This is a genomic window from Micromonospora sp. NPDC005806, assembly GCF_042871425.1.
Lineage (GTDB): Bacteria > Actinomycetota > Actinomycetes > Mycobacteriales > Micromonosporaceae > Micromonospora.
In genome coordinates this window covers 32,358-56,501 of sequence record NZ_JBIAIL010000017.1, presented here as the reverse complement: position 1 = coordinate 56,501, position 24,144 = coordinate 32,358, and the positions used below count along the sequence as shown (strand labels likewise).

Annotated in this window: 19 protein-coding genes; 15 read left to right on the top strand and 4 right to left on the bottom strand. The window is 70.1% G+C overall.

What is annotated here, in order from left to right:
* Window positions 1–273: 273 nt before the first annotated feature.
* Window positions 274–912 carry a hypothetical protein gene (locus ACFYOS_RS19095; RefSeq protein WP_387142953.1) on the top strand — a complete coding sequence of 213 codons (639 nt, stop codon included), beginning with the start codon at window positions 274–276 and terminating at the stop codon, window positions 910–912.
* 170 nt (window positions 913–1,082) lie between these two features.
* On the opposite strand, the gene ACFYOS_RS19090 is transcribed toward ACFYOS_RS19095, so the two are convergent.
* Window positions 1,083–1,562: a MarR family winged helix-turn-helix transcriptional regulator gene (locus ACFYOS_RS19090; RefSeq protein WP_387142950.1), complete on the bottom strand. Its 480-nt coding sequence runs from the start codon at window positions 1,560–1,562 to the stop codon at window positions 1,083–1,085.
* A gap of 308 nt (window positions 1,563–1,870) precedes the next feature.
* On the opposite strand from ACFYOS_RS19090, the gene ACFYOS_RS19085 reads away from it, so the two are divergent.
* Entirely contained in the window at window positions 1,871–2,776 is a 906-nt protein-coding gene (locus tag ACFYOS_RS19085; protein WP_387142947.1) for an NAD(P)H-binding protein, read from the top strand.
* Window positions 2,777–2,819: 43 nt separating this feature from the next.
* On the top strand, window positions 2,820–2,996 hold the full coding sequence (locus tag ACFYOS_RS19080) for a hypothetical protein (RefSeq protein ID WP_387142945.1): 177 nt from the start codon (window positions 2,820–2,822) through the stop codon (window positions 2,994–2,996).
* 254 nt (window positions 2,997–3,250) lie between these two features.
* Here ACFYOS_RS19080 and ACFYOS_RS19075 read toward each other — a convergent pair whose 3' ends face one another.
* The 3 genes from ACFYOS_RS19075 to uxaC all read right to left on the bottom strand — a co-directional run bounded on the left by ACFYOS_RS19075 (window position 3,251) and on the right by uxaC (window position 9,236).
* The gene (locus ACFYOS_RS19075) at window positions 3,251–5,047 is read right to left on the bottom strand and encodes a helicase-associated domain-containing protein (protein WP_387142942.1); all 1,797 of its coding nucleotides are present in this window, start codon (window positions 5,045–5,047) and stop codon (window positions 3,251–3,253) included.
* A gap of 489 nt (window positions 5,048–5,536) precedes the next feature.
* Window positions 5,537–7,597 (bottom strand): glycoside hydrolase family 3 protein, encoded by a 2,061-nt coding sequence (locus ACFYOS_RS19070; RefSeq protein ID WP_387142939.1) that lies wholly within the window; start codon window positions 7,595–7,597, stop codon window positions 5,537–5,539.
* A gap of 217 nt (window positions 7,598–7,814) precedes the next feature.
* Entirely contained in the window at window positions 7,815–9,236 is a 1,422-nt protein-coding gene (gene uxaC, locus ACFYOS_RS19065; protein WP_387142936.1) for a glucuronate isomerase, read from the bottom strand.
* A gap of 173 nt (window positions 9,237–9,409) precedes the next feature.
* On the opposite strand from uxaC, the gene ACFYOS_RS19060 reads away from it, so the two are divergent.
* The 12 genes from ACFYOS_RS19060 (at window position 9,410) to ACFYOS_RS19005 (ending at window position 24,120) form a co-directional block, all read left to right on the top strand.
* A complete protein-coding gene (locus ACFYOS_RS19060) occupies window positions 9,410–10,399 on the top strand; it encodes a LacI family DNA-binding transcriptional regulator (protein WP_387142933.1) in 990 nt (329 codons plus the stop codon).
* Between the two features lie 66 nt (window positions 10,400–10,465).
* Window positions 10,466–11,683 (top strand): ABC transporter substrate-binding protein, encoded by a 1,218-nt coding sequence (locus ACFYOS_RS19055; protein ID WP_387142931.1) that lies wholly within the window; start codon window positions 10,466–10,468, stop codon window positions 11,681–11,683.
* Window positions 11,680–12,819: an ABC transporter ATP-binding protein gene (locus ACFYOS_RS19050; protein WP_387142928.1), complete on the top strand. Its 1,140-nt coding sequence runs from the start codon at window positions 11,680–11,682 to the stop codon at window positions 12,817–12,819. The genes ACFYOS_RS19055 and ACFYOS_RS19050 overlap by 4 nt, the downstream gene beginning before the upstream one ends.
* Window positions 12,816–13,742, top strand: coding sequence for an ABC transporter permease (locus ACFYOS_RS19045; RefSeq protein ID WP_387142925.1), 927 nt, complete (start codon window positions 12,816–12,818; stop codon window positions 13,740–13,742). The genes ACFYOS_RS19050 and ACFYOS_RS19045 overlap by 4 nt, the downstream gene beginning before the upstream one ends.
* Window positions 13,742–14,635 (top strand): ABC transporter permease, encoded by an 894-nt coding sequence (locus ACFYOS_RS19040; protein WP_387142922.1) that lies wholly within the window; start codon window positions 13,742–13,744, stop codon window positions 14,633–14,635. Before ACFYOS_RS19045 ends, ACFYOS_RS19040 begins: the two co-directional genes overlap by 1 nt.
* Window positions 14,632–15,246 carry a bifunctional 4-hydroxy-2-oxoglutarate aldolase/2-dehydro-3-deoxy-phosphogluconate aldolase gene (locus tag ACFYOS_RS19035; RefSeq protein WP_387142919.1) on the top strand — a complete coding sequence of 205 codons (615 nt, stop codon included), beginning with the start codon at window positions 14,632–14,634 and terminating at the stop codon, window positions 15,244–15,246. Before ACFYOS_RS19040 ends, ACFYOS_RS19035 begins: the two co-directional genes overlap by 4 nt.
* On the top strand, window positions 15,243–16,451 hold the full coding sequence (gene manD, locus ACFYOS_RS19030) for a D-mannonate dehydratase ManD (protein ID WP_387142916.1): 1,209 nt from the start codon (window positions 15,243–15,245) through the stop codon (window positions 16,449–16,451). Before ACFYOS_RS19035 ends, manD begins: the two co-directional genes overlap by 4 nt.
* On the top strand, window positions 16,445–17,401 hold the full coding sequence (locus tag ACFYOS_RS19025) for a sugar kinase (protein ID WP_387142913.1): 957 nt from the start codon (window positions 16,445–16,447) through the stop codon (window positions 17,399–17,401). Before manD ends, ACFYOS_RS19025 begins: the two co-directional genes overlap by 7 nt.
* Window positions 17,398–18,918, top strand: a complete 1,521-nt coding sequence (locus ACFYOS_RS19020; RefSeq protein ID WP_387142910.1) for a UxaA family hydrolase — start codon at window positions 17,398–17,400, stop codon at window positions 18,916–18,918. The genes ACFYOS_RS19025 and ACFYOS_RS19020 overlap by 4 nt, the downstream gene beginning before the upstream one ends.
* Entirely contained in the window at window positions 18,915–20,390 is a 1,476-nt protein-coding gene (locus tag ACFYOS_RS19015) for a mannitol dehydrogenase family protein (RefSeq protein ID WP_387142907.1), read from the top strand. The genes ACFYOS_RS19020 and ACFYOS_RS19015 overlap by 4 nt, the downstream gene beginning before the upstream one ends.
* Window positions 20,391–20,473: 83 nt before the next feature.
* Window positions 20,474–21,505 (top strand): LacI family DNA-binding transcriptional regulator, encoded by a 1,032-nt coding sequence (locus tag ACFYOS_RS19010; protein ID WP_387142904.1) that lies wholly within the window; start codon window positions 20,474–20,476, stop codon window positions 21,503–21,505.
* Window positions 21,506–21,903: 398 nt separating this feature from the next.
* Complete coding sequence (locus tag ACFYOS_RS19005) at window positions 21,904–24,120, top strand: beta-glucosidase (RefSeq protein WP_387142900.1); 2,217 nt, start codon at window positions 21,904–21,906, stop codon at window positions 24,118–24,120.
* Window positions 24,121–24,144: the final 24 nt, after the last annotated feature.

The window sequence follows — 24,144 nt, the reverse complement described above, 5'->3', positions numbered from 1 at the left end:
TCTGGGCGACAGAGTGGTGGCCCGCCGTCGTGCACGGCGGACGCCGTCATCGCCCCACGTGCCCATGGTGGTGCCACCGCGCCGTGACTCCCGCGCCCGCCCGGTCAGCTGGGCGCTCGTCCCTCGCCGGCGCTGATCCGTGACGCGACAGCGGAATGCACCGGCACGTCCGCTTCAGTGGCGGGCAACCACCTGACCGGACTGCACAGCCTCGCTTGGCGGACGGCAGTGCCGCCCACTGGGCAACCACGCCTAATCCACCGGAGATTCCGCATGACCGGCATTCTGTCCACAGTCCGCGCCCACTGGTGCGACATCGGCGAGATCGCCAGCCTCGTCGCCGACCCCGTGCACTCCTCAGCGATCGGCGCGTGGCTCGTGCCTGATGAAGACCAGCGACGCTCCGTGCTCACCGCCGTCTCCCGCATCTGGGTCGAACACGCCCTTCTCGTCGGCGACGCCTGTCTCCTCGATGACGGCTCCGCCGCCGCCGTCTGGTTCCACCGCTACCGTCCCATTCCGCCGCCAGGCAGCTACCGCCAACGGCTCGCCGCCGCCTCCGGTGACTACCTGGACCGCTTCCGATGCCTGGACCGCGTCCTCAAGGCCCACCGTCCCACCGATGCCCACAACCACTTGGCCTTCCTAGCGGTCCCGCCGGCGACCTGCCGTGTCACCCGCGCCTCGGTCCTGCTCGCCCGCAGCCTCGCTTTGATGGAACGTCTTGGGCTTCCCTCCTATGCAGAGGCAACGACTCTCGCCGAGGCTGCCCTCTATACCCGGCACGGCTACACCGCCCGCGACCCCTTCGCGCTCCCCGACGGCACCACGGTCCACCCGCTTTGGCGTCGGCCGGCGGGCCATCGCGCTGCCCCGGCAGTGAGACTGTCCAAAGGTCGACCAGGGTGGTGAGAAACGGGACCCGGCGACCCGACCGCCAAGGATGGGGGAGCGGACTGGGAGCAGCACGGTGCACTGAACGGCGCGCAACTGCACTCAACAGCCTTGAATTGCTCTCAACGGGCACCGTCCCCGATCTGGGGGTTACGTTTTCGCTGGTCAGACGCGGTGTAGCGTGCTGGTTAACACGGAGTGCTCAGCCGTATTGAGCAGCGTCCGGCGTAGCGGACCCGACGAGTTGGTGAACCCTCACCGCGGGCACCAGCCGGGAACGCCTCACGGTGGGCGGTCAGCAGCTCGACGGCGAAGTCTGGCACCGGGACGGTACGCCGACCGACGCGCAATTTCGGATTAAGGGCTTCACTCGGCCCAGGGCTGGAAGCCGGTGTCGAGGACGGCCTGGAGAGACGCGCGCAGTCGGCCCGCCGCGCGAGCGGCTTGAGGTTGGTGGCCATTGTTGTTCGGTCCATGGAGATCATGTCGGCGAGGCTGCTGATCGTCATCGCCTCGTGGGCGGCGAGCTTCTGCAGGATGGTCAACTGCGTGGCACGAAGGCCGACCGGGCCGAGGGCCTTGTCGTAGGTCGCCGTGAGGTACCGCGAGGCCCGCCGCAGTGCCAGGCAGTTGCACGGGTCGTCGAGGGGTGTCGGGGTACCAGTCATTTCTCCTCCTGGTTTCACCTCATGATCAGCGCGTATGCGCCCACGCCTCCGGGTACCGCGACGGGGGCCTTCAGGGAGGGGCGGCGGACCAGCCGCGCGGCGCGCGTCCTGGCGGCTCGGTGGATACGAGCATATACTCCTAATGCCGGTGCCGCAGCCCGGTCGCGACCGGAACGGACATCCGGCGCCTTGGAGGACAGCGCGGGCGGCGGGACGCACCATCACACCCGGCAGCCGCCGCGTGATCCATGCGCCTCCGCCGGAAGCTGTACGCGCCCCGGCGCTCCCGACCGCAAGGAGATCAACTCATGGCTGACAACGACCTCGTCCTCGTCACCGGTGTCGGTGGCGTGGGCCGTACCGTCATCGATCTCCTGCGGGCGCAGGACGTCCCAGTGCGGGCGATGGTCCGCCGCGACGACGAGCGTGCGGCCGAGTTGCGGGCGCTCGGCGTGGAGGTTGTCTTCGGCGATCTGACCCGGCCGGAGACGGTCGCGGCCGCGCTGCCGGGTGCCGGACGGCTGTACTTCGCCATGCCCGTGTCGCCGGACCATCTGCTGGCCGCGACCGTGGTGGCCACCGTGGCGCGGGAGTACGGGAAGCTGAGGGCAGTGGTCGCCATGTCGCAAGGGACGGTGTCCCAGATGACCGCCACCAGCACCGCCGAGTCACACCAACAACGGCTGCACTGGCTGGCCGAGCAGGTGCTGAACTGGTCGGGCCTGCCGGTGGTGCACATCCGGCCGACGTCGTTCCTCGACAACCCGCTCTTCACCACGCTGGCGGCGGCCTCGATCCGGGCGAACGGCACGATCGCGCTGCCGTTCGGCACCGGACGCACGTCGCCGATCGCCGTGGCGGACGTCGCCAGGGTGGTCGCCACCGTGCTCCGCGACCCGACCCCGCACATCGGGCACGTCTACGAGCTGACCGGGCCCCGCAGCCTCGACATGACGCAGGTCGCCGAGGAGTTCTCCCGGGCGCTGCAACGACCGGTGAGGTACGTGGACCTGCCGGCGGAGAAGTGGCAGTCGGAGGTGCTCACGAAAGCCGGCCTGCCGGCGCACACCGAGCAGCACATCGCCACCATGGCCCGACTGCACCGCGAGAACCGCTACGACCGCACGTCCGGCGACGTCGGGCGCCTCACCGGCACGCCCGCCCAGACGGTCGAGGAGTTCGTGGCCACCCGGCGGGACCTCTACCTAGGCTGACCAGCCCGAACCGCCCCCAGCAGGCTGTTGAGGAGACGATGCGATGTCACCCGTAAAGAACAGCAACGACGGCGCCACGGCGGCACGCCGGGCCCGGTTCGGCACGCTCCCGCGGCGGATCCGCCCCGAGGAGATGGTCGAGGAACGGGCGGTCACCGTGCCGGACCCGGCGAAGGACACCTACAACTCCGATCACTGGCTCGTTCGGTACTGCCTGTGAACCACGTCAACCACGAGATGGAGCTCCCGATGCGCATTCCCAGACCCCTCATGGCTCTCTCGATGGCGGTGCTGTCGATGGCCGTCGCCGTGGGTTGCTTCGCCCAGGTCTTCTGACGGCCGGTGCACGCGGGTCCCGGTCGTCACCGACCGGGGCGCCGTGCGCGTCAGGTCTTGGGCACCTGGTGGGCGTCGAGCACCGCCGCGACCTCGTCGGGGATGCGGGCAGGCAGGGTGCGTGCCGCTGCCAGCCCGTCAGGCTCGGTGGCGGCGGGCTCGCTCGATGACGTCCCGGCCGTCGGCGTCATGCTGGCGCGGCGCGTAGCCGGCCTTGCGCAGGGCGGCCATCGTGTCAGCCGTGGTGGCTTGGCTGGCCAGCACTGTCGGGGCGAGCAGACGCAGGTTGAGCTTGTCCAGCCGTTTGTCGGCGCAGATCTGCGTCAGCATCGCGGTGTCGTCGCTGACCAGGGTGCTGGCCACGGGCGCGACCCGTACCGAACCGTGCTGGCGGGCGACGTCGGCCAGCAGGTAGACCAGCGGTTGCGGCAGTGCGCCTTCGGCGATCTTCGTCAGGGCTCTCGTCAGGCGGTGCTCGGTCCAGCCTGCGTCGAACGCGCCGCGTACCGTCGCTGGGCTGAAGCGCCAGGTCGTGGCCGTGCCGCGGGACTCTACGATGGCGACCGCGTCGAGTAGCTCCGCCAGTTCCGGACCCGGTGTTCCTATCACCACCGCGGTCAGGTCGGCCTGCAGCCGGGCGGTGCCGGCGACCTCACCCAGGTCGCCGACGGCCTTGGCGATGTCACTGCCGGCCAGCAGCGCCTGCCCGGCGGGGCTGATCGCGCCAGCGCCGAGAACCCCCAAGGTCGTGGCCTCCTCCAGCAGACCGCGCGCCGCTGTGGCGTCGCCGAAGGCCAGCGGCTGCCGCCACCACATCCAGTGCGCCGCCTGCTCGAGGTCCGTCGCCGCCCGGTCACCCAACGTCCGCAGCGCGGCCATCCGGGCGTGCGCAGGCCAGGCTTCGTCGTAGTCCGGCAGCCACGGCCCAGTCTGCGACGACGGCAGATAGTCCAGCTCGCGCCACGCCTTCAGCATCACCGCCAGCCGCCGGTCCAGACCGAGCGTGAGCCAGCGGTCGTACGCGGCCGTCGGCATCACGTGTTCGTCGAGTTCGGCCAGCCCGGCCTTCTCGGCGACCGCCAGCAGCAGCCGCACGGTCGAAACCGTCACGCCAAGCCTCCTCGCCGTCCGAGTCAGCTCGCGCACACCTACGCCGCCGACCTTGACTGTGGCCAGCGGCTCACGTCCGGCCCCGTCCAGCAGCGCCGACAACAGCCCGACCACGGCGATGCCCTGCGCCTGGGCGTCGCGGCGCACTGTCGCGGAATCCGGCGTGTGCCAGGTAGCCGGCGGTTCCTGCGGCTGAAACGGAGCCCGGTAGTCCGCTCCTCGCAAAGCGAGCGCGACCTGACCCGCCAGCTGATAGTCGTCCCAGGTCACGCGGTAGACCAGCCCATGCTCCTCGGCCCAGTCCAGCGGATGCACCTGCCGATAGTGGCTGGGATACCGGCTACGGTGTGCGATGCCGCTGCCGCCGTAGTGACGGATTGGTCCACCGTCGCGATCAGCTTCCTCCAACACCGCCCGCGTCGCGACGGGCATCCGCTTGACGAGACCGTGGACGTTGTCCGTATCGAGGAAGAACTCCGCCACTGCCTCCAGCAGGTCTGCCTTGCGGCCCTTCGTGGGCAGCCCCAGGTTGCTCGCAACAACCTTCAGATCATCGATGTTCAACACCGCGGCGAGCTGCCCAGCCGACGGGCCGACACCCAGCGGACGGGCGAAGACCTCGCGCATGATGCCGTTCACCGCGAGCCGGCTCCGCAGCCGCCCGACAAGCCCCGCGTTGACGGCACGCTGCAGGTACGGCATTGCATCGGCGCCGACCAACGCCGACACCTCAGCCTCGGTGACGACGCCACCCAGTGCCAAAGCCGCCTCCAACACCTGCAGGGTCGGCAGGTCAAGGCCAGCAAGCTGATCAAATGGATTCACGAGGGCGCTCCCAGGACACACGGCGACACAGTGCATCCAACCTCACCCACGGCATCCCGTGACGCGACCCCCACCTGCGGCCAAACGCTGCGCCCAGCCGTCTGGCCCGCCGCCAGTGGCCTGAGGCCAGGGCGAGCGTTGGCCCGCAGGACGATGTCGCGCAGACAGGGAACGCCGTGGCGGGGATGCAACGTCAGACCGCCCCGGTGACGCTGCGATGAGACGTCGCATCGACCTCATCAGCGACAGCTCGAAGGCGGCGAGGACACCGCCGGGCATATCAAGTCTTTCCACCAGCTGACCGGGCACGACGTCGACGCGAGCAACGGGGTCCCGGGAATCCCGGGACCCCGTCAGGTGCAGGCAGGGTTGTCAACTGAGCGGGATCGCGCCGAGAAGACGCAGCCCGTGTTGGCGATCGGCTCGGATCTCGCTGATCCTGGCGCGGCCAGCCAGCCCCATCATCGTTGGCCCGGCGATCGGTAAGGGCTACCGGTAGCTCAGCCCGAAGCCGAACGTGTAGTCGTCTCCGGCCCGGTTGGTGTAGGCGTAGTCGAAGGCCTCGGCATAGCCGGGAACATCCGACGCGTTGTTCTCGACGGCCGCCGAGTTCTTCGGCACTGTCAGCGGGAGTCTTCCGGTGGGGTTGAAGCGACCGCGGAGCACGTCCACCAGAGCGTCGGCCTTGACGTTGAACGTGGCCACGACCGCCGCGGCATCCGGTTCGATCTCGTTGATCACCCACGGGTTGACCATGTTGATCGCCAGGATCGTCGGGACGGTCGCTTCGATCTCCCGGACCCGCGCCACGTCCACGCCGGTGTTGGCGTTGAGCTCGATCGAGACGCCCTCCGTGTCGGAGATCTCGTACGTGTTGGGCCGCACCCACACCAGGGCCGCCGTGGCCTCGGCGAGGTTGTCCACGATCCGCACCGTGGGGTCGGTCTCGCCGATGAGCTCCTTGAGTGCCGCGGTCTGCGCCGCGGCGTTGGTCCCGGTGACGACCTCCACGTACAGCCGGGTCGTGGCGACGTTGGCATCGGTCAGCGGCAACAGATCCTGGTCGTTGCGCATGAGCACGATCGACTTGCGGTGCGCCTCGTCGGCCTTCGCCTGGGACCGAGGAGATTCGGCGATCTTCTGGGCCAGCTGCGGGTCGACGTACGGGTTCTCGAAGAGGCCGAGCGCGAACATCTCCGTGAGCAGTGCCCGCACCGAGGGGTTGAGGTCGGCCTCGGTCAGCAGGCCCTGCCCCACCGCACGCACGAGACCGCTCGGGTCGTTGTAGTCGGAGAAGAGGTTGGTGCCGGCCTTGATGGCCTTCGCGTACCGCTGCTCCAGCGTCAGGTCCGACACGCCCCAGGGCATGGTGGTCAGCATGCCGCTGTCGCTGTTGACGTAGCCGGTGTGGCCCATCTCGGTGCGCAGCAGGTCCGTGATCAGAGCCTTGTTGTAGGCCCCGGCCACGTCCTCGAACGGCTGCCCACCCAGCTGCGGCACGCTCAATTCGTTGTTCGGGCGGTTGTAGTACGACATGACGGAGCTGGCACCCGCGTCGATCGCCGCCTGGAACGGTGGGAGCTGGTAGGCGTAGAGGCTGCCGGGCGTCGGATAGACCGCCCACTGGCCGTTCGCGTTGTGCGGATCGAGGCCCTTGTACACCGCGCCGTCGCCGGGGAAGTGCTTGACGGTCTGCGCCACGCTGTCGCTGCTGAGGTGCTCGCCCTGGAAACCGAGGACGAGTTCCCGGGCGTACGCGGCGTTGAGGTCCGGGCTCTCGCCGAAGGTGCCGCTGACGCGCCGCCACCGCGGCTCGGTGGCGGTCTCTATCTGGTACCCGTAGTTCTTTTCGATCCCGGCGGCACGCCACTCCTTGCGCGCGATCTGCGCGAATTCGCGGATCAGCGCCGGGTCGTGCGCGGCGGCGAGGCCGAGGGTGCCCGGCCAGGTGGAGAACTGCCCGGACGCCTCGACGATGCCGAACTCCAGATTGGTGCTGACGTGGTTGCGCGGGTTCGACGTGAAGACGATCGGGATGCCCAGGCGGGTGGATTCCGCGATCTCCTGGTAGTCGTTGGCGCGATCGGCCAGGTCGAAGGCGGTGGGGTTGTCGCGGATGACGAGGTAGCGGATGTTCCGGTCCCGGACGTACCCGACGGTGTCGGGGTGTGGGTCGGCGCTCGAGGGTGCGCCGCGACGCTCCGAGGTGATGTGCATCAGGCCGGCCTTCTCCGCGAGCGTCATCCGCCCGACGAGGTCGGCAGCGCGGTCCTTGGCCGACCGGCGCCAGTCCTCGTACGGGTCCAGCCGGCCGTTGTCGTTGAGATCCCGGAAGTATCGACCCTGGACCTTGATGATGTCCTTTACCTGGGACACGACGGTGGGGCCGTGGTGCGGGGCGTTGGAGTGCGCGGGCGGACGGTTGCCGCCGGAGTCGCGGTCACCGGTCGGCGCGGCGGCCGCCGTGCCGGTGAGGAGCATCGAGAGTGGCACGGACGCGGCGAGCAGGGCGGTGCCCCGCTTCCGCGCGCGCCTGAGGTCTCGACTCATCTGGAGTCCTCCTTCGTCCATCGGTGGTGGTGCGGGGGACAGCGTTGAGTTACCGCTGGGCCGACCGAGCCCCGGGTCGTAGTCCGTCTCGCGGGACCGGCCCGGGCGCCTTCACCATCTCCATGGCCGTGGTGGGGATCAATGCGTTGCCATAAGTTGCCCTGAGGTACGGGCGCGAGGGCACGGGACAGCGGGAGCGATCCCTGGCTGGTCGGCCTCACGCACCCCGTCGGGCGTAGGACTCCTGCGGGAGCCGGTAGGCGAGGTCGACTGCCGTCTCGACCGCCTCGTCCTCGGGGAGTCGGTTTTCCACCACGAGGCGGGCCAGATAACCGGCGTCGATGCGCCGCGACAGGTCGTGCCGGGCGGGGATCGACAGGAAGGCCCGCGTGTCGTCGACAAATCCGGAGGTGTTGTAGAAGCCGGCCGTTTCGGTGACCAGTTCGCGGAAGCGGCGCATCCCGTCTGGACTGTCGAGGAACCACCAGGGCGCACCGAGACGTACGGCGGGGTAGACGCCGGCGATCGGAGCGAGCTCGCGGGAGTAGACGGTTTCGTCGACGGTGAAGAGCACCAGGCGGAAGTTCGGGTCGCGGCCGAAGGCGCTGAGCACGGGCCGGAGGGAGCGGGTGAACTCGGTGGCGACCGGGATGTCGAACCCTCTGTCGGAGCCGAACGTTTCGTGGATCGCGGCGTCGTGGTCGCGGAGCACCCCGGGGTGGATCTGCATGACCAGGCCGTCGTCGCAGGACATCCGGGCCATCTCGAAGAGCATGTGACCGGCGAAGGCGGCGGCGGCCGCGTCGCTCACGCTGCCGTTGCACGCCTCGGCGTAGATCCGCCGAGCCTCGGTGACGGACAGCGGTTCGGCGGCGGCGCTGAGGTGGCCGTGGTCGGTGGCGCGCGCCCCGGCCAGGGCGAAGGTCTCGCGTCGGTGGCGCAGGGCCGCGACGAATCCGTCATAGTCCCCGGTGTCGATTCCGGAGAGCTCCTGGAGCCGCTGCACCTGCCGGACCCAGCCGGCATGCCCGAGGTGCGTGACGGCGTCTGGCCGGAACGTCGGGATGACCCGTTCGCCGAGCCCCGCGGAGCGGAGTTTCGAGTGGTCCTCGAGCGTCGAGGTGGCCGAGTCGGTGGTGGAGATCAGCTCGATGTTGAAGGCGTCGAGCAGCGCTCGTGGTCGGAAGCCGGGCTCCGACAGCCGGGCATCGATGAGGTCGTAGAGCGTGTCGGCGCTGTCGGGGCCAGGCGCGATGTCGATCTTCAGAACCTCGGCGATCTCGTGCTCCAGCCAGTAGCGGCTCGGTGTGCCGCGGAACAGGTGCCAGTGGGCGCAGAAGCGGCGCCAGATCTGCCGGGGGTCGGTCTCGACCTGGCCACCATCGACCCGGGGCACGCCGAGCTGCTCGAGCGGCACGCCCTGCGAGACGAGCATCCGGGTCACGTAGTGGTCGGGTACCACGAGCAGGTGCGCCGGGTCCGAGAAGCGCCGGTCGTCGGCGAACACCGCCGCGTCCACGTGCCCGTGCATGCACAGCAACGGCAGCCCCCGGGTGGACTGGTAGATCCGGCGGGCGACGGCTCGGATCTCGTCCCCCGCGGGCAGGGCTCGGTCGGGATGCAGACGCAGCTGTGCCACGCAACTCTCCTTTGACGCCTTGTCGAAACGGATCCTGAAAAGGATTGCACTCCAACCCACCCGCTACAAGGCAGGAGCGTCCCCGCTTCGGAAACATCCACGCAACAGAGTATTGACACGGGTCTGCAAACGGTTTCAAACTTGTCGCTCACAAGGGCTGAGGAGGTGGAGCCGTGCGAGCAACGATCCGCGAGGTGGCTCGCGAGGCGGGCGTCTCGCCGTCTACCGTGTCCCGGGCGCTGTCGACGCCCGAGATCGTCAACCCGACGACGCGGGAACGCGTACTTCGGGCCGCCCAGCGACTGGGCTACGCGCCCAACCGCGCCGCCCGGGGTCTCATCACCGGCCGCACCGGGAACCTCGGCCTGATCGTGCCGGACCTGGCAAACCCCTTCTTCCCGAGCGTGGTGAAGGGAGTTCAGGCCAAGGCGCGGGAGGTGGACTACGCCGTCTTCCTCGCCGACACGGATGAGGATCCGGCGGCCGAGATCGGGCTGGTGCGCGCCCTCGCCAAGCAGGTGGACGGTCTCATCCTCTGCTCTCCTCGAGCACGCGAGGAAGAGATCCGCGAACTGGGCGGGAGCGCCACCCTCGTCATGGTCAACCGCCGCTTCGGCAGCGTTCCGTCCGTCGTCTTCGACAACGCGGACGGTATGCGACAGGCGGTCGCTCATCTCCAAGCGCTCGGCCACCGGCGGGTTGCCTGGGTGGGCGGGCCGCGTACCTCCTGGTCGACCCGGGACCGGGTCCGCGGCCTGCGCGCCGCGACCGCCGCGGCCGGCATGGAACTGCTCGTGACCGGTCATTTCCCACCGCACTTCGAAGGCGGGGTCGCCGCGGCGGATCTCATCATCGCCTCCGGCGTCACGTCGGTCGTCGCCTACAACGACCTGATGGCGCTCGGTCTCCTGGGCCGGCTACGGGACCGTGGCGTGCAGGTGCCGCAGGACATCAGCGTGATCGGCATCGACGACATCCAGATGTCGTCGATGTCCGCCCCGACACTCACCACGGTCTCGCTGGCCAAGGAACAGGCCGGACGCGCCGCCGTGGACCTTCTCATCTCACTGCTGGAGCAACCGGAAGGCGTCCGCAACGTCCGCCGGGAGCTGCCGACCCAACTGCTCGTGCGTGGCTCGACCGGAGTCGCGCGGACCAACTGACGATCCTGGCCGGAACGCGGCCGCACGCACCCCGACGTCCGGGGTGCCCGAGGGAGGGAACGTTTCATGGGCATTACCCGGCGGAGCGCCCTAATCGCCGCAGCATCGTCCATCCTCACCGTCACCGCCGCCTGTGGTGCACCGGACAACTCCGGCGCCGTCGGCGACAGCAACGGCGAGGTGCCGCAGCAGCCGAAGAAGGCCGTCACACTCAACGTCCTCGACGTCGCGGGCAACCTTCAGCTGACGCAGGGGATGATCGACGAGTTCGTCAAGAACAACCCCGATGTCATTTCGCGGGTGACCTACTCCAAGTCCCCGGCTCCGGAACTCGCCGGCAAGATCAAGGCGCAGCAGAACGCGGGGCGCGTGGACATCGGCCTGGTCCTGACCGGGGTGGACGGGCTGGCGGCCGGCGTCGACCAGGGGCTGTGGCTGGACGTCCTGCCCAAGTTCGAGGATCGCCTGCCCGGCATGAAGGACTACCTCGAGCCGGCTGCCGCCATGCAGAAGCTGGCCGGCAACGCGGGGGTGACCGTCACCTACTACCCGTCCGGTCCGCTGCTGGAGTACCTGCCGGCAAAGGTGCCGAACCCGCCCACCAGCGCGGAGGAACTTCTCGCCTACGCCAAGGCGCATCCGGGCAAGGTCCAGTATGCCCGTCCGTCGAACTCCGGGCCCGGGCGTACCTTCCTGATGGGCCTGCCCTACATCCTCGGGGACAAGGATCCGAAGGACCCGGTGAACGGGTGGGACAAGACCTGGGCCTATCTGAAGGAGCTCAACCAGCACGTCTCCTACTACCCGAGCGGCACGACGGAGACGATGAAGAACCTGGCCAACGGTTCCGTCGAGGTGATCGCCTCGACGACCGGCTGGGACATCAACCCCCGCGTGCTCGGAACGGTGCCCAAGGAGGCCAAGGTCAGCTCGATGCGGGGCTTCCACTGGGTGACCGACGCGCACTACGCGGTCATCCCGAAGGGGGTCTCGACCGACACCCAGGCCGCCGTCCTGGCGCTGCTGAAGTTCATGCTCACGCCCGAGCAGCAGGCCAAGGCGTTCGACGACGGCTACTTCTACCCGGGGCCGGCCGTCAAGGGAGTCGAGCTGTCGATGGCGCCGCAGAAGAGCCAGGACGCCATCAGGAACTTCGGCCGGCCGGAGTACGACGCGCTCATCGCGAACAACCCGACCGAGGTTCCGCTGGAACCGAAGGCGCTGGTGGCGGCGTTCGACCGGTGGGACCGCGAAATCGGCAGCGGGAAGGTCAAGCAGGGATGACGGCGGCCGAATTCTCCCAGCTGCGGCTCGACGGCGTATCCCGCCGTTTCGGCAGCCAGGACGCGCTGACCGGCCTCGACCTGACCATCCGCGCAGGCGAGTTCATCGCGCTGCTCGGTCCCTCTGGCTGCGGCAAGTCCACCGCGCTCAACTGCCTGGCTGGGCTGCTGCCATTGACCGCGGGCAGCATCTGGCAGGACGAGCGGCGGATCGACACCCTGCCGCCGGAGCGCCGCGGCTTCGGGATGGTCTTCCAGAACTACGCACTGTTTCCGCACATGTCCGTCCGCGCGAACATCGCGTTCGGACTGCGGATGCGACGGCTGCCCAGGGACGAGATCCGCCGCCGCACCGGGGAAGCGATCCGTCTCGTACGTCTGGAGGAACACGCCGACAAGCTGCCGGGCCAACTCTCCGGCGGACAGCAGCAACGGGTGGCCATTGCTCGGGCCGTCGTCCTGGAGCCGTCGCTGGTGCTGATGGACGAGCCGCTGAGCAATCTCGACGCCAAACTTCGGCTGGAGATGCGCACCGAGATCCGGCGGTTGCACCAGTCGCTGGGGCTCACGACGGTCTACGTCACCCACGACCAGGAGGAAGCGCTGTCCCTGGCCGACCGCCTCGTCGTGCTGCGAGGTGGCCGGGTGCAGCAGATCGGGTCGCCGCAGGAGCTGCACACGCGGCCGGGCAACTGGCACGTCGCCGACTTCATGGGCTACCGGAACCTGTGGCCGATGCGGGTGCGGTCGGTGCAGGGCGGCCTGGCCACCCTGGAGGCCGACGGCTTGCGGCTGGTCGGTGATCCGGTTGCCCCGGTCGCCGTCGGCGAGGCGGTCATCGCGGGCGTGCGACCGGAGGACGTCCGCGTCGACGCGGCGGGGGCGGAGCACGCGGTGCCCGCCGAGATCGAGGTGGTCGAATACCAGGGCCGGGAACTGGCCGCGGAGGCCCGCACCGCCTCCGGGCTGCAGGTGCACGTACGCACCGACAGACGGATCGCCCCCGGCGACCGGGTCGCGTTGAGCGTGGCACCGCAGCGGCTGCTGGTCTTTCCCGCCGAGGCCGGTGCGCATCCCGATGTCGTCCCGGTCGACCCGGGGGACGCCCTGGTCGAGGAACCGAGGCCGGTCGGATGAGCATCACGACCGCGCGCCGGACCCGACCGGCCGGCGCGCCACGGTCCCCGCGTGCACACTGGCGGCATCGCCTCGCAGAACGGGGCGTCGACCAGCAGCTGTGGCTGCTCGCCCCGGCGGTGCTCTTCGTCGCCCTGCTCTTCCTGTACCCGTTCTTCTACGGGCTCGGCCTGTCCTTCCAGCCGAACGAGGGCGGCCCCTTCAGCGACTACGCACGCTTCTTCGGGGACGCCTACCAGCGGGACACGATGTGGATCACCCTGCGCATCGCCCTGCCGGCAGCCCTGCTGAACGTGCTCGCCTCGGTCCCGATCGCCTACCGGTTGCGGGGTCGCTTCCGCGGCAAGCGGCTGGTCACCATCCTGCTGGTCGTACCCATCACGCTCGGCACGGTGCTCACCGCCCAGGGCCTGCTCAACTTCCTCGGCCCGACGGGCTGGTTCAACCGGGTGCTGATGTCGCTGCACCTGACGGACGAACCGGTGCAGCTGGTGCACAACTACTGGGGCGTCTTCTTCTCGCTGATCATCACCGGGTTTCCGTTCGCCTTCCTGCTGGTGCTGTCCTACCTCACCGGCATCGACCCGACCCTGGAGCGGGCGGCGGCCACGCTGGGCGCCGGCTGGTGGCAACGGTTCCGCACGGTCACCCTGCCGCTGCTGATGCCAGGGCTCGCCACGACGTTCTGCCTGACGTTCGTGCTGGCCTTCAGCGTGTTCCCGTCCGCCGTGCTCGTCGGCAATCCGGCCGGCGAGACCCGGGTCATCTCCATCGCCGCGTACCAAGCGGCCTACGAGCAGTACGACTACCCGTACGCGTCCGCGATCGCCATGATCATGGGCTTTATCGAGCTGGTCGTCATCTCGGTGGTGCTGCTGGGCCGCACCCGCTTCTACACCGGATCGACGGGGGGTAAGGGCTGATGAGTACCGTCACCGACGTCCGTCGCGGCACCGCGGCGGGCACCGGCGAGGGCCGGCCCCGACGGCGGCTTGTGGCGCGTCCCGCCGCGTGGCTGGTCTGGGGCGTGGTCGTCTTCTTCTTCCTCAACCTGCTCGGGGTCGTCGGATCCGTCCTGGTCAGCTCCTTCGGCCAACGCTGGTTCGACACCTGGCTGCCGGACGGCTACACCACCAAGTGGTACGGGCAGGCGTGGAGCGAGTTCGCCCTCTTCGACGTCATCGTCGTCACCCTGCAGGTCTCCCTGCTGGTCGTGGCGCTGTCGCTGCTGGTCGGCGTACCGGCGGCCTACGTCCTGGCCCGCCGCAACTTCCCCGGCAAACGGCTGGCCTACCTGGTCTTCCTGCTGCCGATCCTGATGCCGCCGATCACCTACGGCATCCCGCTCGCGACGGTGCTCTACAAGTTCGGCCTCGCCGGTCACCTCTCCGGCGTCGTGCTGGCGAACCTCGTGCCGTCGGTGCCGTTCGTGATCCTCACGATGACACCGTTCATCGAGCAGATCGACCCGCGGATCGAGAGCGCCGCCCGGATGTGCGGAGCCGGACTGCGGTCGGTGTTCCTCCGGGTGTTGGCACCGTTGCTGCTGCCCGGGATGCTCGCCTCGGCGATCCTCGTCCTGGTCCGGACCGTGGGCATGTTCGAACTGACCTTCCTCACCGCCGGTCCGGACTCGCAGACGCTCGTCGTCGCCCTCTACTACTCGATGTCCGCGGCGGGCATCCGCGCGCAGCAGTCCGTGGACGCCATGGCGGTCATCTACACGTCCATGATGCTGGTGCTGCTCGTGATCAGCCTGCGCTACGTCAATCCGACGCAGTTGGTCGCCCGGGTCAAGGAAGAGCCGGACGCATGAGCGGCGTGCTCGAGCTGCTGCGCCGGCAGCGCGTTCTGCCGGTGTTGCGACTGCCGTCGGCGGCGCAGGCCACGGCCGGGGCGACAGCGATGTTCGGTTACGGCCTTCGGGTGGTCGAACTGACCGCGACGACGCCGGACTGGGCGGCGGCGCTGCGGGACACGCGCCGTGCGGCACCTCGAGGCACGCTGGTCGGGCTCGGCACCGTTACGAGCGGGGCGCTGGCCATACAGGCGGTCGAGGCGGGGGCGCAGTTCCTGGTCAGCCCGTGGCCCGCGCCGGACGTGCGGGCGGTCGCGCAGAACGCCGGGCTGCCCTTCCTGGAGGGAGCGTTCACTCCCGGCGAGGTGGCGGCCGCCGCCGCGCACGGCCCGGTGAAGGTGTTCCCCGCCCATGTGGGTGGTCCCAGCTTCCTGGTCAGCCTGCGGCAACTGCTGCCGGAGGCGGACCTCGTGCCCACCGGCGGGATCGCGCTCGAGGCGGTGCCGGACTGGCTGCGGGCCGGCGCCTGCGCGGTCGGCGTCGGCAGCGACCTGCTCCGGCCGGGTGCGGCGGACCGGCTGCGGTCCCTGCTGGCCGCATTCGATGAGCCGACGGAGGAGGCCCGATGAAGATCGTTGACGCCCGGGTGATCGTGACCTGCCCGGGCCGGAACTTCGTCACCCTGAAGATCATCACCGACGAGGGCGTCACGGGAGTCGGGGACGCCACCCTCAACGGCCGCGAACTGGCCGTCGAGTCATACCTGCGCGACCACGTCGTCCCGCTGCTGATCGGGCGCGACCCGGCGCGGATCGAGGACACCTGGCAGTACCTGTATCAGGGAGCCTACTGGCGGCGCGGCCCGGTGACGATGAGCGCCATCGCGGCTGTGGACACCGCACTGTGGGACATCAAGGGCAAGGTCGCGGGCCTGCCGGTCTACCAGTTGCTCGGCGGCCGATCCCGGGAGGGCGTGACCGTCTACGGCCACGCCAACGGCGAAACGGTGGACGAGGTGCTGACCGAGGTGGCCCGCTTCGTCGATTTCGGCTACCGGGCGGTGCGGGTGCAGTGCGGCGTGCCGGGCCTGGCAAAGACCTACGGCGTCAGCGGCGACAAGATGTTCTACGAGCCGGCGGACGCGGCCCTGCCCACCGAGTCGACCTGGTCGACCGATCGCTACCTGGCGCACGTCCCGTCGGTCTTCGCCAAGGTACGCGACGAGTTCGGCCCCACCCTGCGGCTGCTGCACGACGTGCACCACCGGCTGACCCCGATCGAGGCGGCGCGGCTCGGCCGCAGCCTGGAGCCGTACGCACTGACCTGGATGGAGGACCCGGTCCCCGCCGAGCTGCAGGACGGCTTCCGGCTCATCCGGCAGCACACCACGACGCCGATCGCCACCGGCGAGATCTTCAATTCCGTCTGGGACGCCACCCAGCTCATCCGCGAACAGCTCATCGACTACATCCGGACGACGGTGGTGCGTGCCGGGGGCATCACCCACCTGCGGCGCATCTTCGACTACGCGGCGCTGCACCACGTCCGCAGCGGGTCCCACGGGGCCACCGACCTTTCCCCGGTCTGCATGGCCGCCGCGCTGCAGCTCGACATCGCGATCCCGAACTTCGGCCTGCAGGAGTACATGCGGCACACCGAGCAGACCGACGCGGTGTTCCCGCACGAGTACCACTTCGCCGACGGCTACCTGCACCCGGGGGAGGTGCCGGGCCTCGGGGTGGACATCGACGAGGAGGCGGCCGCCCGCTTCCCTTACTCTCCCGCCTACCTGCCGGTGAACCGGCTCGAGGACGGCACGGTGCACCCATGGTGACCCCGGCCCCGGACGTGCTCGTCCTCGGCGAGATCCTGGTCGAGCTGACCGCGCTGGAACCGCTGCGGGACGGCGCGGCGCTGCGGTTGGGTTTCTCCGGGGACGCGCTGAACGCGGCAGCCGCGGCGGCTGCCGCCGGAGCGCACACCTGCCTGCTGGCCCGGGTGCCCGACGATGAACTGGGTGACGAGCTGGTGGCGCGGGTGGCCGCGCTCGGCGTCGACACGTCACGCCTGATCCGCACCCGAGGGCAGCACGGCCTCTACCTGCAGCACGCCGATCCGTCCGGGCAGCGCGAGTTCGTCTACGTCCGGCGGGGCAGCGCCGGTTCCGGCCTGGCCGCCGCCGACGTGCCGGCGGAACTCGCCGCGCGCGCCGGCGTGGTCCTCTCCAGCGGCGTGGCCTGCGCCATCTCGACGACGACCTTCGAGGCGGTACGCGCGGCGGCGCGCGCCGCCCGGTGCTTCGTCTACGACCCCAACTGGCGGCCACGACTCATCGACGTGGAAACCGCCGGCGGTCACCTGCGGGCGCTGGCCCCTCACGCACGGCTGGTCACGCCGGCGTGGCCGAGCGAGGCCGCCGCGCTGCTCGGAACTCCCGTTACGGAGCCGGCCGCGGCGTGCGCCGCCTTCCGCGCGCTCGGCGCCACGGCGGTCGCCCTTACCCGGGGCGGCGACGGGGTGCTGCTGGACGATGCCGGGGAGGTGACCACCGTCGCGGCGTATCCGGCCGAGCGGATCGTCGACCAGACCGGCGCCGGGGACGTGCTGGCCGGCACGGTCGCGGCGCGGCTGGCCCTCGGCGACGACCTGCCCGACGCCGTCCGGCTGGGCGCCGCAGCGGCGTCGCTGTCGCTGCGCGGGCACGGCGGCACCGGATACCTGCCCGACCTCGCCGAGTCGCGCCGGCTGGTCACGCAAACGTGCACGGTGGAGGTGTCGGGATGAGCCTGGTGGTGCTGCACGAGGGTGACGATGTCGCGGTGGCGACGACGGCGATGCCGACCGGCGCGTCCGTCGCGGTGCGCGGGGCAGGCGAGGTGACCCTGCGGGCTGAGGTGCCCGCCGGGCACAAGGTAGCCCTGCGCGACCTCCCCGCCGGGGCACTGGTACGCAAGTACGGCCAGGTGATCGGGCGTACCCTCGGCGAAATCCGAGCGGGCGAGCACGTGCACGGGCACAACCTCGGGATGCCGGAGCACGCCGCCGTCCGCGTGGCGGACGGGACGGCGGGTTCGGTTCTGCGGCTTCCCGCCGACCTGCGCCGTACCTTCCAGGGCTTCCGCCGGCCGGACGGCCGGGTCGCCACCCGCAACTACATCGGCGTCCTCACCACCGTCAACTGCTCGGCCACCGTGGCCCGCAAGGTCGCCCGGCTCACCGAGGACGAGGCCGAGGGCGTCGAGGGCGTCGACGGAGTGGTCGCCCTGACCCACGGCACGGGCTGCGGCATGGCCAGCGAGGGCGAGGGCTGGGACCTGCTGCGCCGCACCCTCGCCGGGTACGCCCGCAACCCCAACATCGGCGGGCTGGTGGTGGTCGGGCTCGGTTGCGAGGTCAACACGGTGACCGGGCTGATGGCGGAGCTCGGACTGGCCGAGCACGTGCCGGTGTCGTCGTACACCATCCAGGACCTGGGCGGCACGTTGTCGGCGGTGCAACGCGGCGTGGAGCTGGTCCGCGGCATGATGGGCGATCTGGCCGGCACGGCGCGCACCGAGGTCGACGTATCGGAGCTGGTCCTCGGCCTGCAGTGCGGCGGCTCCGACGGGTGGTCCGGTCTGACCGCGAACCCGGCCCTCGGGGTCGCCTCGGACCTGCTGGTCGCCGCCGGAGCGACCACCGTGCTCGGTGAGACGCCCGAGGTCTACGGCGCGGAGCACCTGCTGGCCGCGCGGGCCGCCAACCCGCAGGTGGCGGACGCGCTGATGACCCGCATCCGCTGGTGGGAGCGGTACACGCAGCAGCAGGGTACGACCCTCGACGCGAACCCCTCCCCGGGCAACAAGGCCGGCGGCATCACCACCATCCTGGAGAAGTCGCTGGGTGCGGTGGCCAAGGCGGGCCACAGCCCGTTGTCCGCGGTCCGGGAGTACGCCGAGCAGATACCCCGGCCGGGACTGGTCTTCATGGACACCCCCGGCTACGACCCGGTCTCGGTGACCGGGATGGTCGCCGGCGGGGCGAACCTGATCTGCTTCACCACCGGCCGCGGCTCGGTCTTCGGCAGCCGCCCGGTGCCCACCGTCAAGCTCGCCACCAACGCCGAACTGGCCGGCCGGATGGCCGGCGACATCGACCTGGACTGCTCACCGGTGATCGAGGACGGCGTGCCCCTCGAGGAGATGGGACGGCAGGTGTACGACCTGCTGCTCGAGGTCGCGTCGGGCCGGCGCAGCACCAGCGAGGAGCTGGGACTGGGTGGAGAGGAGATCGTGCCGTGGCAGCTCGGGGCGGTGCTGTGAGCGGCGAGGCACAGCGGCTTCGCCTCGACACCCTGGACCAGCTCTCGGGGCAGGGCCGGGGCTGGATCGGTCCGGCGCTCGATCCGCGCGCACTCCGGGTCGGGGTCGTGCATCTTGGGATCGGGGCCTTCCACCGGGCACACCAGGCGATCTTCACCGAGCTGGCCGGGGCGGCGACCGGGCGCGACGACTGGGGCATCACGGGTGTCACCCAGCGGTCGGCGTCCGTGCGGGACCAGCTGATGCCGCAGGACGGTCTCTACTCGGTGCTCGAACGCGGTCCTGGCGCCGCGCCGCTCCGGGTGGTCGGCAGCGTCCGGGAGGTGGTTTCCGGCGCCGCTGACCCGGCGGTGGTTGTCGATCGGATCGCCGACCCGGCCGTACGCGTCATCACGCTGACCGTGACCGAAAAGGGATACCGCCGCGACGCCGCCGGTCGGCTGGACCGATCCGACCCGCAGATCGCGGCCGACCTCGCCGGCCGGCCGCCCCGCACGGTCGTCGGCCAACTCGTACGCGCGCTCCAGCGTCGCCGGGCGGGAAGCGCGCGGCCGGTCACCGTGCTCTCCTGCGACAACCTGGTCTCCAACGGCGAGGTCCTGCAAGGACTGGTGCACGACTTCCTGGACGCGCTGCCCTCGGCCGAGGCCGGCGGCCTCGCCGACTGGATCGCCACCTCGGTGCGTTTCCCTACCTGCATGGTCGACCGCATCGTGCCGGCCACGACCGCCGAGGATCGCGCCGACGCCCTCGCCCTGTTGGGGCTGGCGGACGAGGGCGTGGTGGTGGCGGAGCCGTTCCGCCAATGGGTCATCGAGGACGACTTCGCGGCCGACCGGCCCGCCTGGGAGCGTGCCGGTGCGGTGCTGACCAAGGACGTCGCCGCCTGGGAGGCGGTGAAGCTGCGGATGCTCAACGCCACCCACTCGCTGCTCGCCTACCTGGGCGCCCTGCGCGGGCATGACACGATCGCCGCCGCGGTCTCCGACGACCAACTCGCGGCGGTCGCCGAGGCGCTCATGGTCGAGGACGTGACACCGACCTTGCGCGTACCGGACGGCCTGGACCTGGACGACTACCGGCGACAGGTGCTGAAGCGGTTCGCCAATCCGGCGCTTCGGCACCGGACAACCCAGGTCGCCATGGACGGATCACAGAAATTGCCGGTCCGGCTGCTCGGCACCGTCCGCGACCGCCTGGCCGTCGGCGTGGTGCCGCAATACGCCGCGCTCGCCGTTGCGGCCTGGATGGCGTACGTGGCCGAAGGGCGGGAAGCCCGCGGGCGTGAGCTCCCGCTCGACGACCCGCTGGCGGACCGGCTGCGGGCCGCCGCGACGGCCGGCGTGGGCGACCCGCGACGACTGGTCGACTCGCTGCTGCGCGTCGAGGAGATCTTCGGTGCGGATCTGCCCGAGCACGACGGGTTCCGGGCAGCCCTGATAGACCATGTCCGCCGCCTCGCCGCGGGGTGAGCCCGGTGGCGGCGCGGTCACGCGAGACGGGTCCGGGCGGGCGCGGCGATCGGTCGGCCGGTGAGTTCATCCGGGAGGTGTCCGTGGCCTCGGAACAACGCCGGTCGGGCGACGGCTCGACGCCCACGATCTACGATGTCGCCCGCGAGTGCGGGGTGGCGCCGTCGACGGTGTCGAGGGCGTTCTCCCGGCCGGGTCGGGTGAACGCCGTGACCGCGGAGCGGATCCGTCAGACGGCTGCCCGCATCGGCTACCGGACGAATCCCATCGCCCGGGCGCTGCCGACCGGACGGACCTCGATGATCGGCCTCGTCGTCCCGGACGTCACGAATCCCGTCTACTTCGAGGTCATCCGCGGCGCCGAGGCCGCCGCCGCCGAAGCCTCCTTCACGATGCTGCTCGCGGACACCCAGGAACAGATGCGGCTCGAGCACGAGGCGATCGAGCGGCAGATGTCCGTCGTGGAAGGGTTCGTCCTGGGCACGTCGCGCATCTCCGACTCGGCGCTCCGGAAGGTCGCAAAGCAACGGCCGCTCGTGGTGCTCAACCGGCCGGTGGCCGACGTACCCAGCGTGGCCATCGACAACGCCCACGGCATGCGCCAGGCAGCGGAACATCTGGGGGCGCTCGGGCACCGGGCCATCACGTATGTCGCCGGCCCGGAGGCGTCCTGGGCGGACGGGATGCGGTGGAGATCGCTGCGCGAGGCCGCGCTGGAGTTGAACATGCGCGTACGGCGCCTGGGCCCATACCCGCCGACGGTGCCGGGCGGGATGGCCGCCGTGCCCAGCCTGCGGGGCGGCGCGACGACGGCGGTAGTGACGTACAACGACCTGCTGGCGATCGGCGTCCTGCGTGGCCTGCAGCGGATCGGCGTCCGCGTACCCGATGAGATGAGCGTGGTCGGCTTCGACAACATCTTCGGCGCCGACCTCTGCAGTCCGGCCCTGACGACCGTCGCCGCCCCGCTGCGGGCACTGGGCACCGCAGCGGTCCGTGAACTGCTCGCCCAGCTCCGAGGCGCGCCGGCGCGTACCGGCAACTCGCCGTTCCTCCCGACCCGCCTCGTCGTCCGGGAATCCACGGCACCACGGCCGGTACGCCGTCGCGTGTGACGTCTTGCCCGGACCTCCCTGACTGGTCGACCGCCCGGCGCACGCCGGGCACGATCCGTTCCTCAATGTCGGTCCCGACCCAGCGCCACCGGCACCGAGCGTCGGATGGTGTCGCTCGCCGGCGACCGCGGGCCACTGCCTCAAGGTGGGCTCCAGCACCTGCTTAGACGACAACATGTGGCAACCGATTGCCCACCGCACCGGGCGCTGGCCAGCCTCATTCACGACGAGATCCGGCCGCCGCCGCGCCACGGGGATCGGCTTGCCCGTGGTCGCGCCAGGGGGCCGGGTCTTGTCCGACGGAGAGGAGACGTCCCCGGCCGGCCCGGTCACGCGTTCCCTCTCACCCGCTCCAGCTCGTCTCGCCCCGTGGCATCGCACGGGAGATGGAGGATCACGTGAAACGACCCAACCGGCTGCTCGCCGGAACGCTCTGCCTCGCCGTGACCGCCGCCGTCGTCACCGGCGTCACCGCCCCCTCGTCGGCAGCCACGGACCTGCCCTGGATGAACCCATCGGCTGCACCGGCCGTACGCGCCGATCTGCTCGTCGACGCGATGACGCTGGACCAGAAGATCCAGCAGATCGCCATGAACCCGGTGGAGAACCGCAACATCCCCGGCTGCGGCTTCTCGCGCCAGGGCCGCCACGTCGAAGGAATCCCCGAACTTGCCATTCCGACACTCCGGATGACCAACGGCCCGTTCGGCGGCGGGGACTGCCTGGTTGCCCCCACGTCGACTGGGCTGACCAGCGCGCTCTCGGTGGCGTCGTCCTGGGATCCGGCCGTCTCGACCGCCTGGGGCGACATTCTCGGCGAGGAGACCCGGGCCAGTGCACACAACGTGCTCCTGACCCCCGGCATCAACCTCGGCCGCATCGCGAACGCCGGCCGGAACTTCGAGTACTTCGGCGAGGACCCCTACCTGGCCGGCGTCATGTCGGTCGCCCAGGTCAACGCGGTACAGGCACACGGCGTACAGTCCGTCGCCAAGCACTACGCGGCGAACGAGCAGGAGACGCAGCGGCAGCGCATGGACACGATCGTCGACGACCGCACCATGCACGAGCTGTACCTGCTGCCTTTCGAGATGACCATCCAGGACGCGAACCTGGCCTCGGTCATGTGCTCCTACCCGCACCTCAACGGCGTGTACGCGTGCGAGAACACCAAGCTGCTGACGGATTGGCTGCGGGGCGACCTGGGCTTCGAGGGCTACGTGATGTCCGACCGCGGCGCCACGCACAGCACGGCGCCGGCGATCAAGGCGGGTCTGGACCTGGAGTTCGCGAGCCCCCGGTGGTTCACCCCTGAGTTGATCAACGCCGCCCTCGACGCGGGTGAGATCGCGATGGACGACATCGACCAGATGCTCCGCCGCCGGTACACCGTGATGTTCCGGCTGGGCCAGTTCGACGATCCGATCAACTCGCTCACGCCCATCGACTTCGACACGAACGGCCAGCGGGTGCGGGAACTGGGCGAGCAGGGCACCGTGCTCCTCAAGAACGAGAATCGCACCCTGCCGCTCGACGCGAAGTCCCTGGACTCGGTGGCGTTGATCGGCACCAAGACCTTCGCCGGCGAGGCGAAGTTCAACTCCCAGGGCCCGTCGGACACCATCGTGGTGACCGCGCCGTACACGGTGACGCCCAAGGAGGGCCTGGAGAATGCCCTGGACGCACTGGGTTCGGACGCGACCGTCACCTACAACAACGGTACCGACGTCGCCGCCGCCACAGCCCTTGCGGCGGAGTCGGACGTCGCCATCGTCATGGTGGGTGACATCTCCCGCGAGGGAGTGGACCGCTCCACCCTCTCGCTGCCGACAACCGACGGCGTCGACCAGAACGCCCTCGTCTCCGCCGTCGCCTCCGCCAACCCGAACACGGTCGTCGTGCTCAAGAACGGCGGACCGGTCCTGCTGCCGTGGCTGGACAAGGTTCCCTCACTGCTCGAAGCCTGGTACCCGGCTCAGGAGGACGGCAACGTCGTCGCCAACACGTTGTTCGGCATCGCCAACCCGTCGGGCAAGCTGCCGATCAGCTTCCCGACGAAGGAGCGGGAGGGCGCAAACGCCACGGCCGAACAGTGGCCCGGCGTCGACCCCGACGGCGACGGCAACCTCACCGCGACCTACCGCGAAGGCCTGGAGATGGGTTACCGCTGGTACGACGCGAACGACACGAAGCCGACCTTCCCGTTTGGATTCGGCCTTTCGTACACCGACTTTGAGATCTCGAAGCTGGTGACCACGCCGCAGACGACCGATGGCACCAAGCCGATAAAGGTTCAGTTCTTCGTCGAGAACACGGGTGATGTGGCGGGTGCCGAGGTGGCCCAGGTCTACCTCGGGCTGCCGTCTGGTGCGGGAGAGCCGTCGAAGCGTCTCGTCGCCTTCGAGAAGGTCTGGCTCCAGCCAGGGGAGAAGAAACGGGTCGAGCTGACGATCGACCCGGCCGCGTCGAACCACCCGCTATCGGTGTGGGACACCACGTCCGACGCCTGGGCGACTGTTGACGGCAACTACCGGATCTACCTCGGCAACTCGTCGACCAGCCTGCCGCTGACCGGCTCGGTCACGGTGCGCACGCCCCCCGGTCACCGGAATTAGCGACCGCAGAATCCGCGCCTCATC

Coding starts and splice junctions, on each gene's coding strand:
- ACFYOS_RS19095 (WP_387142953.1), top strand. CDS start 274: ATGACCGGCATTCTGTCCACAGTCCGCGCCCACTGGTGCGACATCGGC.
- ACFYOS_RS19090 (WP_387142950.1), bottom strand. CDS start 1,562: ATGACTGGTACCCCGACACCCCTCGACGACCCGTGCAACTGCCTGGCA.
- ACFYOS_RS19085 (WP_387142947.1), top strand. CDS start 1,871: ATGGCTGACAACGACCTCGTCCTCGTCACCGGTGTCGGTGGCGTGGGC.
- ACFYOS_RS19080 (WP_387142945.1), top strand. CDS start 2,820: ATGTCACCCGTAAAGAACAGCAACGACGGCGCCACGGCGGCACGCCGG.
- ACFYOS_RS19070 (WP_387142939.1), bottom strand. CDS start 7,597: ATGAGTCGAGACCTCAGGCGCGCGCGGAAGCGGGGCACCGCCCTGCTC.
- ACFYOS_RS19055 (WP_387142931.1), top strand. CDS start 10,466: ATGGGCATTACCCGGCGGAGCGCCCTAATCGCCGCAGCATCGTCCATC.
- ACFYOS_RS19050 (WP_387142928.1), top strand. CDS start 11,680: ATGACGGCGGCCGAATTCTCCCAGCTGCGGCTCGACGGCGTATCCCGC.
- ACFYOS_RS19045 (WP_387142925.1), top strand. CDS start 12,816: ATGAGCATCACGACCGCGCGCCGGACCCGACCGGCCGGCGCGCCACGG.
- ACFYOS_RS19040 (WP_387142922.1), top strand. CDS start 13,742: ATGAGTACCGTCACCGACGTCCGTCGCGGCACCGCGGCGGGCACCGGC.
- ACFYOS_RS19035 (WP_387142919.1), top strand. CDS start 14,632: ATGAGCGGCGTGCTCGAGCTGCTGCGCCGGCAGCGCGTTCTGCCGGTG.
- manD (WP_387142916.1), top strand. CDS start 15,243: ATGAAGATCGTTGACGCCCGGGTGATCGTGACCTGCCCGGGCCGGAAC.
- ACFYOS_RS19025 (WP_387142913.1), top strand. CDS start 16,445: ATGGTGACCCCGGCCCCGGACGTGCTCGTCCTCGGCGAGATCCTGGTC.
- ACFYOS_RS19020 (WP_387142910.1), top strand. CDS start 17,398: ATGAGCCTGGTGGTGCTGCACGAGGGTGACGATGTCGCGGTGGCGACG.